This is a genomic window from Micromonospora tarapacensis (assembly GCF_019697375.1).
Taxonomy (GTDB): Bacteria; Actinomycetota; Actinomycetes; order Mycobacteriales; family Micromonosporaceae; genus Micromonospora; species Micromonospora tarapacensis.
Map to the genome: position 1 here is coordinate 4431421 of NZ_JAHCDI010000004.1, position 14827 is coordinate 4446247.

Annotated in this window: 12 protein-coding genes and 4 pseudogenes; 10 read left to right on the forward strand and 6 right to left on the reverse strand. The window is 69.3% G+C overall.

The genetic code is table 11. The features are described 5' to 3' along the window. Nucleotides 1-128: 128 nt before the first annotated feature. The 3 genes and pseudogenes from KIF24_RS35215 to KIF24_RS26105 all read left to right on the forward strand — a co-directional run. A pseudogene (locus KIF24_RS35215) lies at nt 129-219 on the forward strand (GtrA family protein); the annotation flags it as partial. A 199-nt stretch (nt 220-418) separates the two neighbouring features. Next, complete coding sequence (locus KIF24_RS26100) at nt 419-946, forward strand: GtrA family protein (RefSeq protein ID WP_221086291.1); 528 nt, start codon at nt 419-421, stop codon at nt 944-946. Between the two features lie 64 nt (nt 947-1010). Beyond that, nucleotides 1011-1709 (forward strand): GtrA family protein, encoded by a 699-nt coding sequence (locus tag KIF24_RS26105; RefSeq protein ID WP_221087554.1) that lies wholly within the window; start codon nt 1011-1013, stop codon nt 1707-1709. A gap of 1 nt (nt 1710) precedes the next feature. Here the strand turns inward: KIF24_RS26105 and KIF24_RS26110 are convergent, their stop codons facing one another. Further along, nucleotides 1711-2268, reverse strand: a complete 558-nt coding sequence (locus KIF24_RS26110; protein WP_221086292.1) for a PH domain-containing protein — start codon at nt 2266-2268, stop codon at nt 1711-1713. 170 nt (nt 2269-2438) lie between these two features. Then, a pseudogene (locus KIF24_RS26115) lies at nt 2439-3313 on the reverse strand (biotin--[acetyl-CoA-carboxylase] ligase). A 75-nt stretch (nt 3314-3388) separates the two neighbouring features. Between KIF24_RS26115 and KIF24_RS26120 the strand changes: the two are divergent. Next, nucleotides 3389-4972, forward strand: coding sequence for an acyl-CoA carboxylase subunit beta (locus tag KIF24_RS26120; protein ID WP_221086293.1), 1584 nt, complete (start codon nt 3389-3391; stop codon nt 4970-4972). Nucleotides 4973-4992: 20 nt separating this feature from the next. Here KIF24_RS26120 and KIF24_RS26125 read toward each other — a convergent pair whose 3' ends face one another. Then, nucleotides 4993-5736, reverse strand: coding sequence for a M50 family metallopeptidase (locus tag KIF24_RS26125; RefSeq protein WP_221086294.1), 744 nt, complete (start codon nt 5734-5736; stop codon nt 4993-4995). Nucleotides 5737-5964: 228 nt separating this feature from the next. Here KIF24_RS26125 and KIF24_RS26130 point away from each other — a divergent pair, with 228 nt between their 5' ends. Then, on the forward strand, nt 5965-6714 hold the full coding sequence (locus KIF24_RS26130; RefSeq protein ID WP_221086295.1) for a GH25 family lysozyme: 750 nt from the start codon (nt 5965-5967) through the stop codon (nt 6712-6714). Nucleotides 6715-6804: 90 nt separating this feature from the next. Here the strand turns inward: KIF24_RS26130 and KIF24_RS26135 are convergent, their stop codons facing one another. Then, on the reverse strand, nt 6805-7569 hold the full coding sequence (locus KIF24_RS26135; protein WP_221086296.1) for a hypothetical protein: 765 nt from the start codon (nt 7567-7569) through the stop codon (nt 6805-6807). 74 nt (nt 7570-7643) lie between these two features. Continuing rightward, a pseudogene (locus KIF24_RS26140) lies at nt 7644-9013 on the reverse strand (protein kinase domain-containing protein); the annotation flags it as partial. A 91-nt stretch (nt 9014-9104) separates the two neighbouring features. Here KIF24_RS26140 and KIF24_RS26145 point away from each other — a divergent pair. The 5 genes and pseudogenes from KIF24_RS26145 to KIF24_RS26165 all read left to right on the forward strand — a co-directional run bounded on the left by KIF24_RS26145 (nt 9105) and on the right by KIF24_RS26165 (nt 14041). Further along, entirely contained in the window at nt 9105-9317 is a 213-nt protein-coding gene (locus tag KIF24_RS26145; RefSeq protein ID WP_221086297.1) for an acyl-CoA carboxylase subunit epsilon, read from the forward strand. A gap of 123 nt (nt 9318-9440) precedes the next feature. Continuing rightward, nucleotides 9441-9904, forward strand: a pseudogene (locus KIF24_RS35220) (hypothetical protein). Nucleotides 9905-11336: 1432 nt separating this feature from the next. After that, nucleotides 11337-12455 (forward strand): type VII secretion-associated serine protease mycosin, encoded by a 1119-nt coding sequence (gene mycP / locus KIF24_RS26155; protein WP_221086299.1) that lies wholly within the window; start codon nt 11337-11339, stop codon nt 12453-12455. 266 nt (nt 12456-12721) lie between these two features. Next, a complete protein-coding gene (locus KIF24_RS26160) occupies nt 12722-13378 on the forward strand; it encodes a Maf family protein (protein ID WP_221086300.1) in 657 nt (218 codons plus the stop codon). 9 nt (nt 13379-13387) lie between these two features. Then, nucleotides 13388-14041 (forward strand): O-methyltransferase, encoded by a 654-nt coding sequence (locus tag KIF24_RS26165; protein ID WP_221086301.1) that lies wholly within the window; start codon nt 13388-13390, stop codon nt 14039-14041. A gap of 22 nt (nt 14042-14063) precedes the next feature. On the opposite strand, the gene KIF24_RS26170 is transcribed toward KIF24_RS26165, so the two are convergent. Further along, nucleotides 14064-14819, reverse strand: coding sequence for an ABC transporter permease (locus KIF24_RS26170; protein ID WP_221086302.1), 756 nt, complete (start codon nt 14817-14819; stop codon nt 14064-14066). Between the last annotated feature and the right edge of the window lie 8 nt (nt 14820-14827).

Below are 14827 nucleotides of genomic sequence, written 5' to 3' on the forward strand. Positions count from 1 at the left end.
TCCTTGTGGTCGACGCTGACCGGTCTATGGAGTGCACGAGTCGTGGCGCCGCGATGCGTCGCCTTCGTGGAAACCTGGGATTGGCCTCAGCGTAAACCGATGGACCTCCCCAGTCAGTGGGACTGGTTGTGAAGAACTGCACAAGGTACGGCCACGCTGCGGCATCACGAGCCTTTACCCGCTTTCACGAGCAGTTTCACGCAAATCCTGCGGTGAACCTCGGATCGGGCGCCACCGGGCGGAGACGCTGGCGGCGTTTTCCGACCGCGGGCGCGAAAGGGGAAAACAACACCGGAATGCACGGATCCGGTTACGCTCCGTTCGTGCCCGTTCGCGCCGCCCCACCGGCGGACCCCGGTGCCCGTGGCTGCTCATCCGCGGGTCGGCCAACCGGTAGGCTCGCACGGTGGCCGCCACGATGACCGGGGAGCCTGGCTCCCGGCAGACCCGTCCGGGTCTGGTCCGCTCCCTGATCGACCGTTTCGGTCATCTCATCCGGGAGCTCAGCAAGTTCGCGACCGTGGGCGGGGTCGCCTTCCTCGTCGACTTCGCCCTGTTCAACTATCTGATCGGCCCGCAGGGCGTGGAGCAGGTCACCGCCAAGACCATTTCCACGGTGCTCGCGGCGTCCTTCGCCTTCGTCGGAAACCGGTTCTGGACGTGGCGGCACCGCAAACGCTCCAACCCGGCGCGCGAGTACGCCCTGTTCTTCTTCTTCAACGCGGTGGGTCTGGGCATCGCGGTGGCCTGCCTGGCCATCAGCCGGTACGGGCTCGGCAGCATCTGGCCCACGGTCTTCCAGACCCGGCTGGCCGACAACATCGCCAGCTTCGTCGTGGGCACCGGGCTCGGCACGCTGTTCCGATTCTGGTCGTACCGGCGGTTCGTCTTCGTGGAAGCGGGAACCCCACCGGTCGCGGAAGCGAACCAGGAGCGTGGGGCGTGATCTGCCCCCCACTCGTTCGATCGGAAACCAGCCGACCCTGACCCACTGTCCTAAGGTGTTTCGCATGCCTTTCGTCCGTCAGCTGTCTGAGCGCTGGCAGAAGTTCCTGCAGGAGGCGCTCAAGTTCGGCCTGGTCGGTGGCATCAACACGGTCATCAATTACGCGGTGTTCAACGCACTCGCACTCACGGTCTTTGTCGATGGTCAGTTGAAGGCGACCGTCGTCGCCACGATCGTCGCGACAATCACATCGTATCTGATGAATCGACACTGGACGTACCGGGATCGACCAAAATCGGCCATGCAGCGCGAATATGCCCTGTTCTTCCTTTTCAACGGGGTGGGCCTGCTCATCGAACTGGGCGTCCTCGCCGCCGCCAAGTACGGACTGGGCGTGACCGGCCTGCTGGCGCTGAACGTCGCCAAGACCGGGGGCGTGGTGCTGGCGACGCTGTTCCGTTTCTGGTCGTACCGGACCTTCGTCTTCCAGCGGGCAGCGCCCGCCGCGACGGCACCGGGCTGGCACGGCCTGCCGCGTGACGAGTGGGACTCGATGGCGGGGATGGATCCGGTGGCCGAACTCGCCGAATCCGTCACCGAACTTGAGGAAGAGGAGCCCGCACCGCCCCGGCCGGTCCAGCCGAGGTCCGCGCCGCTGCGCGGCGAGGCCGAGTTGACGGCGGCGTTGGACGCCGAACTGGAGGCCGAGTTGGCCACGCAACTGCAGCCGACCCCGACCTCCCGCCGCCCCCGCCGGCGCTGAGCTAGGCCTCGGCCCTCTTGTCCCGCTCGGCGAAGATCTCGCGCAGCTCACCGTCACCGAGCGAGTGCCGGTCGTGGAACGCCTCGACGAGTTCGTAGAGCTTCGTCTGGACCTGGTCGACCTTTGGCACGTCGGGCAGCACCGACTGCCCACGCTCACCGGCCGACTCGATGGTGAGGGTGCCGTAGCCCATGATCCGCCCCAGGAAACGCTGACTCATCGAGTGGTCGTTGACCCGGCTGAGCGGAATGTCCCGCCGCTCCCGGGAGAACACGCCGTGCTGCAGCAGCACCCGCTCGTTGGTGAACAGATAGTGGGTGCTCCGCCAGACCACGTACGGCCACACCGCCAGCCACAGCACCGCCAGCAGTGCCAGCCCGCCGATCACGGCGAGCGTGATCGAGCCGCCCCCGCCCGAAGGCAGGAACAGCACGCCGACCGCCACCGCGGCGACGGCGAACAACAGCACCGCCACCGGGCCGCTCAGGGCCCTCCAGTGCGGATGCAGGTGCAGAACGACGTGCTCGTCCTCGCTGAGCACGTCTTCGGGAAACGCCACGGCAACCTCCTCGCAGGAACGGACGCGCAGACCGTAACCCCCCACCGCCACCGCCTCACATCCGCCACGCGGCTCGTTACCACCCACGCCCACCCCGCTATTGATCATGAAGGTCCCCCCTGGGTGGCGCGTCGCCCGCCACAAGCTCATGATCAACTGACCGGCCTGGGTCAGCGGAGGTGACGGATGTCGGCGGCGGCCAGGTGGCGCTCCCCCATGGGGGTGGCGACGACCAGTTGACCGTCGGAATCCACGCCGGTGGCGGTGCCGGTGAACTCCGCGCCCTCGGGCAACAACGCCCGCACCTCGCGGCCGACGGTGCCGCAGACCGCCAGGTACGCGTCCCGCAGGCCACTGGCCACCGCATCCCCACCGGCGGCCCGCCACCGGGCGTACCAGTCGGCGATCGAGCGGAGCAGGGCCCGCAGCAGCGGATCCCGGTCGGTGGCCGTCGCGCCGGCCAGTTGCAACGAGGTGGCCGGCAGACCGGTGGGATGCTGCGGCAACTCGTCGGCGCGCAGGGTGACGTTCAGCCCGATACCGAGCACCACCGCCGGCGGATCGTTCGGGGCCGGACCGGGCACCCCCTCGGCGAGGATCCCGGCGCACTTGGCGCCCGCCACGAGCAGGTCGTTCGGCCATTTCAGGGCGGCGTCCAGTTCGGCCAGCAGGGTCACCGCCTCGACCAGCGCCACGCCGGCCAGCAGCGGCAGCCAGCCGTACCCCGCCGGGGTGCCGCGGCCCAGCCGTTCTCCGGCGCGGCCACACCGGGCCGCAGCAGCACGCTGGTCGCGATGCCGGCCCGCGGGGGCGACTGCCAGACCCGCCCCCGCCGCCCACGCCCGGCGGTCTGCCGCTCGGCGACCACCACGAGGCCCTCCGGCTCCCCGGCGCGGGCCGCCTCGGCGGCGTCGGCGTTTGTGGAACCGGTCTCTGCCCGCAGCTCCAGCCGTGACCACGGGCCGTACGGCGCGACCAGTGCCCGGCGCAGCCGCGCCGCCGACAGCGGCGGGCGGTCCAGATCGGTGTACGGCGAGCCCGGCATCCCGCCAGCCTACGACGCGGCCGGTGAGGCGTACGGCACAGCGGCGGCGACCTGAACCGTCGTTATATTCCCAGGGTGACTACGGAGACCGGGACCAACATCCACAGCACCGCGGGCAAGCTGGCGGACCTGGAGCGTCGGGTCGACGAGGCGGTGCACGCCGGGTCGGCCCGCGCCGTGGAGAAGCAGCACGCGCGGGGCAAGAAGACCGCCCGGGAGCGGATCGAGATGCTGCTCGACGAGGGCTCCTTCGTCGAGCTGGACGAGTTCGCCCGGCACCGGTCCACCAACTTCGGCCTGGCGAAGACCCGCCCCTACGGCGACGGCGTGATCACCGGCTACGGCACCGTCGACGGCCGGCAGGTCTGCGTCTTCGCCCAGGACTTCACCGTCTTCGGCGGCTCCCTCGGCGAGGTCTTCGGCGAGAAGATCGTCAAGGTGATGGACCTGGCCATGAAGATCGGCTGCCCGGTCGTCGGCATCAACGACTCCGGCGGCGCCCGGATCCAGGAGGGCGTGGCCTCGCTCGGCCTCTACGGTGAGATCTTCTTCCGCAACGTCCGGGCCAGCGGCGTCATCCCGCAGATCTCGCTCATCATGGGCCCGTGCGCGGGTGGCGCGGTCTACTCCCCCGCCGTCACCGACTTCACCGTGATGGTCGACCAGACCTCGCACATGTTCATCACCGGCCCGGACGTCATCAAGACCGTCACCGGTGAGGACGTCGGCATGGAGGAGCTGGGTGGGGCCCGCACCCACAACGCCCGCAGCGGCAACGCGCACTACCTCGCCACCGACGAGTCCGACGCGGTCGACTACGTGCGGGCGCTGCTGTCCCACCTGCCGTCGAACAACCTCGACGAGCCACCGGTCTTCGCCGTCGACGCGGACCTGGCCGTCACCGACACCGATCGGGAGCTGGACACGCTGATCCCGGACTCGGCCAACCAGCCGTACGACATGCACCGGGTGATCGAACACGTGCTGGACGACGGGGAGTTCCTGGAGGTCCAGCCGCTCTACGCGCAGAACATGGTGGTCGGCTTCGGCCGGGTCGAGGGCCGGCCGGTCGGCGTGGTGGCCAACCAGCCGATGCACTTCGCCGGCACGCTGGACATCGCGGCCAGCGAGAAGGCCGCCCGGTTCGTGCGCACCTGCGACGCGTTCAACATCCCGGTGCTGACCTTCGTGGACGTGCCCGGCTTCCTGCCCGGCACCGGCCAGGAGTGGGACGGCATCATCCGCCGGGGCGCCAAGCTCATCTACGCGTACGCCGAGGCCACCGTGCCGAAGGTCACCGTCATCACCCGCAAGGCGTACGGCGGGGCGTACGACGTGATGGGCTCCAAGCACCTGGGGGCGGACCTCAACTTCGCCTGGCCGACCGCGCAGATCGCGGTGATGGGCGCGCAGGGCGCGGTGAACATCCTCTACCGGCAGGAACTCGCCGCCGCCGAGGATCCGGCCGCCGTCCGCGCCGAGAAGATCGCCGAGTACGAGGACACCCTGGCCAACCCGTACGTGGCCGCCGAACGTGGCTACGTCGACGCGGTGATCCCGCCGCACGAGACCCGTACCCAGATCGTCCGCGCCCTGCGGGTGCTACGGACCAAGCGCGAGACCCTCCCGCCCAAGAAGCACGGCAACATCCCGCTGTAGCGCTGGGCCCTGACCGCGGGCTACCAGGAGATGCCGGCCTGGGCGAGCAGCGGGCCGGCCAGCATCAGGCCACCCACCACCAGCACGACGAGGTTGACCAGGCCGAAGAGGACCACCCAGAAGAACGCCGGGAACGGGGTGATCCCCGCCAGTTGGTCCGCGTCGGAGGCCGGCATCCCGCGCCGGGAGCGCAGCCGTTGCAGCTCCACCACCGGGCGTACGCCGCCGAGCAGCAGGAACCACACGCAGGTCCAGGCGAAGGCGGCCTGCACCTGCGGAGTGGCGTACCACGAGACGGCGAGCACCACACCGCCGGTGACCAGCAACGAGAGCATCCCGAACACGTTGCGGATCATGATCAGCATCGCCAGCAGCAGGGCCACGGCGACCCAGAGCAGCAGGGTGATCCGGTTGCCGGCCAGCAGCCACGCCCCACCCAGGCCGACCAGAGGCGGCGCGAGATAGCCGGCGAGCAGGGTCAGCACCATGCCGGGGCCGGTGGGGTGACCGGCGGACAGCGTCAACCCCGAGGTGTCCGAGTGCAGCCGGATGCCGCGCAGCTTGCGGCCGGTGAGCACGGCGACCAGCGCGTGACCGCCCTCGTGCGCGATGGTGATCGCGTTGCGGGCGATCCGCCACGGCAGCCGGGTGAGCACCACCAGCAGCGCGGCGAGACCGGTGAGCACCACCAACAGCGGGGGCGGGTCGGGCTGCGCGCCGAGCAGGCGGTCCCAGAACTGGGTCATGCCCTCGATCGACACCATGGGGCGCGAGCCTACCGCCCCCGACATCGTGGTGGCTGACACCGACGACGAGGGCACCGTGGGTCACCGAGCCGTTCCGCTGGCAGGTGGACCCGGCCACGCTGGGTTGATCACCAGGTGGGTCGCCACCACAACCGGGACATTGAAAGTTTTCTTAATCCCTCTTGCCCTGGCGGGCAGTCGACCCCAAAGATGTCTGTCTATCTACAGTCGTCTCAGGAGGACGCAATGGGTCGCACCAGATCGCTGCGCCGGCTGACCGCCGGCGCGCTCGCCGTACTCGCCACCGCCGCCGCCGGGCTCGTCGCCACCGCGACCCCGGCCGCCGCAGCCACCGTGCCGGGCATCGACGTCTCGCGCTACCAGGGCACCATCAACTGGACGAGCGTCCGAAACTCCGGCATCCAGTTCGCCTTCATCAAGGCCACCGAGGGTACGAGCTACCGAGACCCGAACTTCAACACCAACTACGTGAACGCGTACTACGCGGGAGTGATCCGCGGCGCGTATCACTTCGCCCGGCCCAACATCTCCTCCGGCGCGGCGCAGGCGAACCACCTGGCCTCCAACGGCGGCGCCTGGTCGGCCGACAGCCGCACGCTGCCGGCGGCGCTGGACCTGGAGGCGAACCCGTACAGCGGCGGCTACTGCTACGGCCTGAGCACCACCGGCATGCGCAACTGGGTGCAGGACTTCCTCAACACCTACCGCTCCCGCACCGGCCGCTACGCGGTCATCTACACCACCACCAGCTTCTGGAACCAGTGCACCGGCAGCTGGAGCGGCCCATGGGCCAACCACCCGCTGTGGGTGGCTCGCTGGTCGTCCTCGGTGGGCTCCCTGCCGGCCGGCGCGCCGTTCTGGAGCTTCTGGCAGTACACCGACTCCGGCAGCGTCCCCGGCATCAGCGGCGGCGTCGACCGCAACTACTGGAACGGCACCCGCAGCCGGCTGATCGCCCTGGCCAACAACACCTGACGTGCGCGACGGCGGCGGGCTCAGGCCCGCCGCCGGGCGGCGAGCACGACCGGCACGGTCATCCCCGGACGGCGGAGGGTCGTGCGCCGATCAGTCCTGGCGGTCCGGCACGAACTCGCGGAAGATCATCTCGAAGTTCTCAAGCTGCGCATCCCACTCCCGATCCGCGACCTCCCAGCGCAGGGCGAAACCCCGGTTGCTGGCGGGCACGAAGGCCCGGTTGCGGACCCGGATCCGGGTGTTGTCGCGGGTCTCCCGCCAGTCCCAGTCGGCGCAGGTCCGCCACTTGCAGTCGAACGCGGAGATGTCGATGTACTCGTAGTTGCGCACGAGGTTCTTCCGGTCCGGCTCGATCGATCGCCAGTCGGCTTCGGCGTCCCGCTTCGGCGTGTCGGTGCGATCGATGAGCAGCTCGCGGACGCCGTCCGGCTCCTGGTAGATGACCGCGGTGCCACTGGTGCTGCGCCGCCAGCCGTCCGGCACCGGCACCTTGAAACCCACCGGGTCGGTACGCAGCGTCCACCCCTCCGGCACGCCACCGGCCGGCTCGGACTGGCTGGGGGAAACCGACGGGCTGGGCGGGGCCGACGGACTGGCCTGGGCGCCGGTCGGTGCCGGAGCGGCCGGATCGGAGGTCGCCGACGCGGTTGCGCCCGGCGTGGCGGACCCGCCCTGCGGAGTCTCGCCGTCATCGTCGCCGCTGGTCAACAGCGGCACCGCCACCACCAGGCCGACGAGCAGCACCCCGACCAGGGCGCCGACGAGCACCACCCGACGGGTCCGCTCCGACCGGAACTGGCCGGTGGTGAAGATCGAGCCGCGGTCCGGCGCCGGGCTCACCGGCGCCGCTGGCATGACCGAGGTCTGGGACGCTGCGCGGGCAGCCTCACCGGCCGGCGATCCGGCCCGACGGGTCGGCTCGGCCGCCGGGGCGGACGACCCGTCGACCTGCCCGGTGGCGGGGTTGCCGCCGCTCGCCCCTCCGTCGCCGCAGCCGTGTCCGGCGTGCCGGCCTGGCCCGGCGTGGTGGCCGGGGCGTCGCCGGTCGTGCCGGCCTGGCCCGGCGTCGTGCCCGGGGTGTCGTCCGTCGTGTTTTCCGGTACCGCCACCGCCTGCTCGCCCGGCCGGGCAGCCGTCGCGCTCCCCCCGGGGGTGGAAACCCTAGCCGTCGGTGTCACGTCGCGGCCGGCGTCGACCTTCGCCGTCGGTTCGGCATCCGCGCCGCCGGATTCGGCAACCTTGGCGTCCGAGGTGGCGTCCGGCGCTGACGGATCGCCGGTCGGCTTGTCCCTGGTGGAGCCGGCCGCTGCGGCTGCCAGTGGCCCGGAGGCGGGTGGCGTGCGTGGCGCGGGCGGAGTGACCGGCGTCGTGGGCCGCTCACCGGACGGGCGTGGCGCCGGCACCAGCGGGGGCGCGGCTCGCGCGGGCCGTTCGGGCCGGGCCGGCGTGCACCACCGAGCAGTGAGATGCCCCGGGTCCGCCGGCCACTGGCCCGGTGCAGCATGTGCTCGGCCGCCTCGGCGGTGATCCGTTCCTGCGGGTCCTTGCGGAGCAGCCCGGCGAGCACCTGCTTGAGCGGCCCGGCGTTGCGGGCCGGCGGCACCGGCTCGGTGGCGAGCGCGGCCAGGGTGCTGATCGCCGACGGTCGCGCGTACGGAGACTTGCCCTCCACCGCGGCGTAGAGCGTGGCGCCCAGCGACCACAGGTCGGCCTCCGGACCGAAGGTTCCGTCACGGGCCCGCTCCGGCGCGATGTAGGCGGGTGAACCGAGCACCATGCCGGTGCGGGTGACGTTCGGGTCGCCGGGAATCGTGGCCAGTCCGAAGTCGGTCAGCACCACCCGCCCGTCGTCGCCGAGCAACACGTTGCCGGGCTTGACATCGCGGTGCATGATGCCGGCCTTGTGTGCGGCCTTCAGCGCGTTCAGCACGCCCAGCCCGATCTCCACGGCCTGGGCCGAGGACACCGGGCCGTCCGCCGCGAGGGCGTCCTGCAACGACCGGGACGCCACATACTCCATGACGATCCACGGGTCGCCGTCGGTGCGGAGCACGTTGAAGATGCGTACCACGTTGACGTTGTTGAGCCGGGCGATGGCGCGCGCCTCACGCAGCGAACGCTCGCGCATCTCGCGGCGCTCGTCGTTGGTCAGGCCCGGCGGCGGGACCAACTCCTTGATCGCGACGTCGCGGTGCAACACCTCGTCGCGTGCCTTCCATACCCGACCCATGCCGCCCTGACCGAGCGGCGAGATGAGCCGGTACCGGTCGGCGACGAGTTGGGGGGAAGCTTCTGACATCGCTGAGACGGTACCCGGCAGCGCCGACCGTCACACCGCCGGCACGCCACTGTGCGACGAAGGTCGAGCTGCCGACGCGTACCCTGAGGTCATGTCTGTCGAGGAGCCGCTGTTCCGGGTCGTGCGCGGCGTGCCGACGGCCGAGGAACTGGCCGCGTTGGTGGGCGCGATCGCGGTCCGGTCCCGGCCCGCGACCGGGCCGGCAGCGGCCATCACCTCGGCGTGGGCACACAGTGGCCGCCCGGTGGGCCGGGCGCCGGCGCCACGCGCCGGCGCGTGGCGCGCCTCCGGTCTGCCAAGCTGACGATCCGGTTTGCGACACGGCCGCCGGCCGGGGGCCTATGGTGACCTGTCGGGGCTGCCGGGGGCGGCACCCAGCGTCTAACCTCACTCAGGGGAACGGGGTCGTGACAGGTTGGGAGGGCCGATGATCCCTGAGGAGGATCGACCAGCGTCCTGGTTGAGCAGCTACGGCGGCGTCGAGGCGGACATCCGCCAGATGCGCGAATTCGCCGACAAGCTCCGTGCCGAGGTGGAGGGCAACTACGCACCGCACCTGACGTACATCGCCGACGACATGCTCACCAAGGTGCCCGATCCGGCTGACGCCTTCATCGAGCTGGTGCACTTCATGCGCGCACACTGGGAAACCCAACAGGCGGCGACCAACGCGGTCTGGGGCGTCGGCGACGCCACCGGCCATCTGGCGACGGCGGCCAAGCTCGTGGCCGAGCAGTACGGCGACACCGATGCCTTCGCCGCGGCACGCGTCGCCGACATCCACCGGGCACTCGGGCGGCCCGACGTTGCCCCCACCCAGCCCCCGCGCCGTCGCCGTCGCTCGCCGACCCGACCGGCGCCGACCTGCCGGGCCCGGTGGTGCTGCCGTGAGAGATCCTGGCGTCGGCCGCAGCGGCGGCCTGACCGACTGGCACCTGATGAACGTCGCCGACATGTGGGCCTGCCTCCAGGACCACGCCACCGACAACCACTGGCGGCACGTCGCCGGTTGGCGCAAGGTCTGCGAACTGGCCGGCCAGCACCTCGGTCGACTCAGGACGTACCGCGAGAGCCTCGCCCACGCCTGGCCGCCGGAGACCAACGCAGCGTCCCGCGCGTACCTCGCCGAACTGGACGGCCTGATCGACCAGGTGCAGCGCACCCACGACGCCGCCGCCAGCAACCAGACCGCCCTGTCCGCGGCAACCCAGGCCCTCAGCACCAGCCGCACCGAGATCAAGAAGATCTACGACGAGTACGCGGGCAAACAACAACTGAAGCAAGCCTGGGAGGAAACGGCAGCCGACCCCAAGGCAGCCGCCGCCAGCCGCGCAAACCAACCGCCGGTAACGGACTCCGACCTGGAACGCCTGAACGTCCGGGCGCGCAACATCATGTACGGCCTAAGCGCCGAACTCCAACAAGCCCAAATCCAACTCCGCCAACCCCCACCCGCCCGACCCCGCGGGAAACAGTCGTCCGACCCTGATGTCTATGGCGGGGGGGCGTCGCCGCCAATCATTCCTCCGATCGTGCCCGTGGCATTGCGCCCTCCAGTCAGATATTCCCGCAAGCAGATGCTATCGCCAACATCGCCAGTTCCCAGCTCGAAAACGCCTCAGATTGGACCAGTGTTGGGAGGTTCTGGCGCGGCGCCAGGGCCCGCTCTATCCAACTCCATGCCGCAGGCTACAACATCCACAGCGCCGATCTCCCCGTCACATGGCGTCGGAACTCCTCCGGCGCTGATTCCAGGATCAGCTAGCTTGCCCGACACTCTGCCACGTGGGCATATCCGACCTAATCATGTTGGGCGTCCAGCGATCGGAGGCGCACCTGCAGGACCTCACTCAGGCTCCCTCAACCCTCCGCGCTCCGTATCACCACCGGGAGGAATAATTGGCGGAGTTCCCGGTATCGGGCACGGCCAGGTAGGAGGAGGCAATACCCCATCACGTCGAGTCAACCCAATCAGCGGGGTGATCGGCGGTGGGGCAGCTGGCACCGCTCCAACTGGTGCCGCGGGCTCCCGCCCTGGTAGCGGACGGATGTCCAGCGGAGGGCCTTATTTGCCTCCCTTCGGCGGCTCCCCTGGCTTCGGCACCCCTCCCATGGCTGGTAGCGGTGGGCTCCAAAACCAACGGAACCAAGACGGTGATAAGTCGCGCCGGTGGGACCCAGACTATCCCTGGGAGACAGATCAGGGGGTGGCACCAATCGTGCGACCACCAGACGAAGACGGGCCAGTCGATCCTGGACCAGCCATTGGCCTTGGCCGGTGAATATTTGCGCTGCACAATTACTTATCATCGCGCTTACGCTAATGGCGCCTGCCACGACATCCAATTCAACCACAGCTCAAACCTCACCGTCCGACACCGCCGAGCGAATCCGTGAGGATCAGTGGCATTTAGAATACCTAAATATCGCGGAGGCCCACCGAGTAAGTCTCGGCGAAGGCGTCACGGTCGCCGTTCCCGACACCGGAGTTTCCCCTCACCCCGACCTTCGCAACAATCTTCTAGAAGGCTTTGACCTGATTCCGGGCGGGGACACCAACGGACAGCAGGACAACAACAGTCACGGCACCGGAATGGCTGGCCTCATCGCTGCCCATGGACGCCAAGATGGGGTCGGAGCCCTTGGGGTTGCCCCCAAGGCGGAAATCCTACCAATTAGAGTTTTCAACTCGAACAAACAAGGTGACACAGATCTACTTGCAGAGTCGATCGAAAGATCGGTTTCCGCCGGAGCTGACGTCATAAACATTTCCGGTGGCGGCGGGGTAAGTGCCCGACTCTTGCAAGCAATTGATGCCGCGAACTTCGCCAACACAATAATCGTTGCCGCGGCAGGCAATAGACCAGATGACGGGCAAGTCTTGTGGCCCGCCGCAGGAAGAAGTGTAATTGCGGTAGGCGGCATCGGCCGCAATGGAAGCTATTCCAGCGTCTCAGTAGCTGGGCCTCAGATCGACCTAGTAGCGCCAGCAGTCGACATTTACAGCACCAGTTACGGTGACGCTTACTCGAAAGGAACGGGGACTTCGGGGGCAGCGGCGATTGTGGCGGGGGCGGCGGCATTGATTCGGGCCAAATATCCGTATCTGCCGGCCGATGAGGTGGCGCATCGACTGACTGCGACCGCTATCGATAAGGGGCCTCCGGGGCGAGATGATCAGTATGGGTACGGGGTCATTGATCTGGTGGCGGCGCTGACGGCAGACGTACCGCCGAGGGGTTTCGAGTCGGCGCCGGCGGCCGAGCCTGGGGATGGTGGTCCGACCACGGCGGCGGACGGGCCACGAGGTGACGAGGATCGCGCGGCGACGGTTCGTGGGCTGGTCACGCTCGGCGTTCTACTGGCGGCCGGCGGCGCATGGGCGTTGGTTCTCCGTCGGCGGCGCAGATCCGGTGATCCGCCGCCGCGGGTCAGTCGCTGAGGTTGACAGCGGGGGCGAGGCTCTCGGGACGGTGTCGTGCGGTGAGAGCCGAGGGCGAGGGGCAGTTGTCCTCGGAGGCTTGATTTCACGGAGAAATGAATACTTCTTCGTGAAATCAAGCTCGAAGGGAAGGTATACCCCCGAGCGGCCCAGGGTCCGGGACGCGGTGCCGACGCAGGCACGGCTGCGAGCGTCAGGGCGCGCGGGCCTACGGGACGGGGTGGCGTGATGGGTGGCGCACCTGGGGAGCCGGTAACGTCGGCGACGTGTCAGATGTCGTGCCGCTCCGTCTCGTGCTCGCCTCGGCGAGCCCTGCTCGCCGCAAGTCCCTCCAGTCTGCCGGCATTGAACCGGACGTGCTGGTCAGTGGAATCGATGAATCGCTCGTGGTGACCGAACGGGCGGAGGATCTCTGCCTGGAGTTGGCCCGGCTGAAGGCGCAGGCTGTGTTGACCCGGCTGCGCGCCGGCGACGACCAGCGCACGCTCGTGCTGGGCTGCGACTCCGTGCTCGCCTTCGACGGGGAGAGCCTCGGCAAGCCCGACGACTCGGCGGACGCCGCCCGGCGGTGGGAGCGGATGCGGGGGCGCAGCGGCGTGCTGCACAGTGGCCACTGTCTCATCGACATGATGGCGGGGCGTCGCGCCGAGGCGGTGGCCTCCACGGTGGTCCACTTCGCCGACGTGAGCGACCACGAGATCGCCACGTACGTGGCGACCGGCGAGCCGCTGGCGGTGGCCGGCGCGTTCACGATCGACGGGCTGGGCGGGCCGTTCGTGGAGCGGATCGAGGGCGATCCAGGCACCGTCGTCGGGCTGTCGCTACCACTGTTGCGACGCCTGCTCACCGAGTTGGACCTCCGGATCACCGATCTGTGGACGAAGGTCGCGCCCGGTAACCAGATGGTCGAACCGCTCGGCTAGTTTCCGAGCATGACGCTCAAGTCGATTCCGCTCACCGACGAGTTGCACACGTACCTCGTCGCCCATGGTGCGCCGCCGGACGAGGTCGTCCGCGACCTGGCCGACGAGACGCTCGCCCTGCTGCCCGACCACGCGTCGATGCAGGTCGCGCCGGAACAGGCCGCCTTTCTGACGTTCCTGACCCGGCTGCTCAACGCCCGGCACGCGGTGGAGGTCGGCACCTTCACCGGCCTCTCCTCGCTGGCGATCGCCCGGGGGCTGGCCGATGGCGGGCGGTTGACCTGCTTCGACATCTCCGAGGAGTACACGAGCATCGCCCGCCGCTACTGGGCCCGGGCCGGCGTCGACGACCGTATCGAGCTGCGCATCGGCCCTGCCGGTGAGACGCTGCGTCAGTTGCCGAACGAGCGCTACCTGGACTTCGCCTTCATCGACGCCGACAAGACCGGCTACCCGGTCTACTGGGCCGAACTGGTGCCGAGGATGCGACCCGGCGGAGTGATCGCGATCGACAACGTGCTCCGTAACGGCCGGGTGGTGGCGCCGCAGAGCGCCGACGACCGGGCGATCGCGGCGTTCAACGACGACGTCCTGGCCGACGTGCGGGTGGATGCGGTGATGCTGCCGATCGCCGACGGCCTGACCCTCGCCCACGTGCACTGACATCCGAGATCGACGCGGCCCGTCAGCGGACGCTGCGGGCGAACTGGCGGGCCGCCCAGTAGACGCCGGCGGCGGCAAGCACCGCGATGATGGTCAGTCCCTGCCAGACCCGGTCGTCGCCGATGTCCCCGTTGAACAGCGCCCGGGTGCCGTCCACCGCCCAGGAGAACGGATTCCACTTGGCGACACCCTGCAACCAGCCCGGCGCGAAGGCGAGCGGCAGCAGGATGCCGGAGAGCAGCAGCACGGGTTGGGCCACCGTGTTCATCAGTGGGGCCAGCGCGTCCTCGCTCTTGACCTTGAGGGCGACGCCGTAGGAGACCGCCGAGGTCATCAACGCGATCAAAGCGAGCATCAGGTACGCCAGCAGCAGGTCACCGATGAACACGCGCAGGTCGAACAGGAGCGCGAGCAGCGTGATGATCACCGCCTGCGTCAGCAGTGACACCACATCGCGCAGCGAGCGGCCGAGCAACAGGGCGAGCCGGCTGACCGGGGTGACCCGGGACCGCTCGATGACCCCCGCCCGCAGCTCGGCGATCAGGCCGAAGCCCTGGAACAGGCCACCGAAGATGGCCAGCAGCACGAGAAGGCCGGGTACGAAGATCTTGTACGCCTCGGCCTGGGTGGGTGCGCCGAGCGCCGGCTTGAGCAGCGGGGCGAAGAGGAGGAGGTACATCACCGGCTGGAAGACGCCGACGAAGACCCATACGGGGTTGCGCAGCAGCAGGTTCAGCTGCCGCTGGAAGATCAGCCAGGTGTCGCGGGCGAGCTTCATCAGGTTCT

Coding starts and splice junctions, on each gene's coding strand:
- KIF24_RS26100 (WP_221086291.1), top strand. CDS start 419: ATGACCGGGGAGCCTGGCTCCCGGCAGACCCGTCCGGGTCTGGTCCGC.
- KIF24_RS26105 (WP_221087554.1), top strand. CDS start 1,011: ATGCCTTTCGTCCGTCAGCTGTCTGAGCGCTGGCAGAAGTTCCTGCAG.
- KIF24_RS26125 (WP_221086294.1), bottom strand. CDS start 5,736: ATGGTGTCGATCGAGGGCATGACCCAGTTCTGGGACCGCCTGCTCGGC.
- KIF24_RS26130 (WP_221086295.1), top strand. CDS start 5,965: ATGGGTCGCACCAGATCGCTGCGCCGGCTGACCGCCGGCGCGCTCGCC.
- KIF24_RS26135 (WP_221086296.1), bottom strand. CDS start 7,569: ATGCCAGCGGCGCCGGTGAGCCCGGCGCCGGACCGCGGCTCGATCTTC.
- KIF24_RS26145 (WP_221086297.1), top strand. CDS start 9,105: ATGTCTGTCGAGGAGCCGCTGTTCCGGGTCGTGCGCGGCGTGCCGACG.
- mycP (WP_221086299.1), top strand. CDS start 11,337: ATGGCGCCTGCCACGACATCCAATTCAACCACAGCTCAAACCTCACCG.
- KIF24_RS26165 (WP_221086301.1), top strand. CDS start 13,388: ATGACGCTCAAGTCGATTCCGCTCACCGACGAGTTGCACACGTACCTC.
- KIF24_RS26170 (WP_221086302.1), bottom strand. CDS start 14,819: ATGAAGCTCGCCCGCGACACCTGGCTGATCTTCCAGCGGCAGCTGAAC.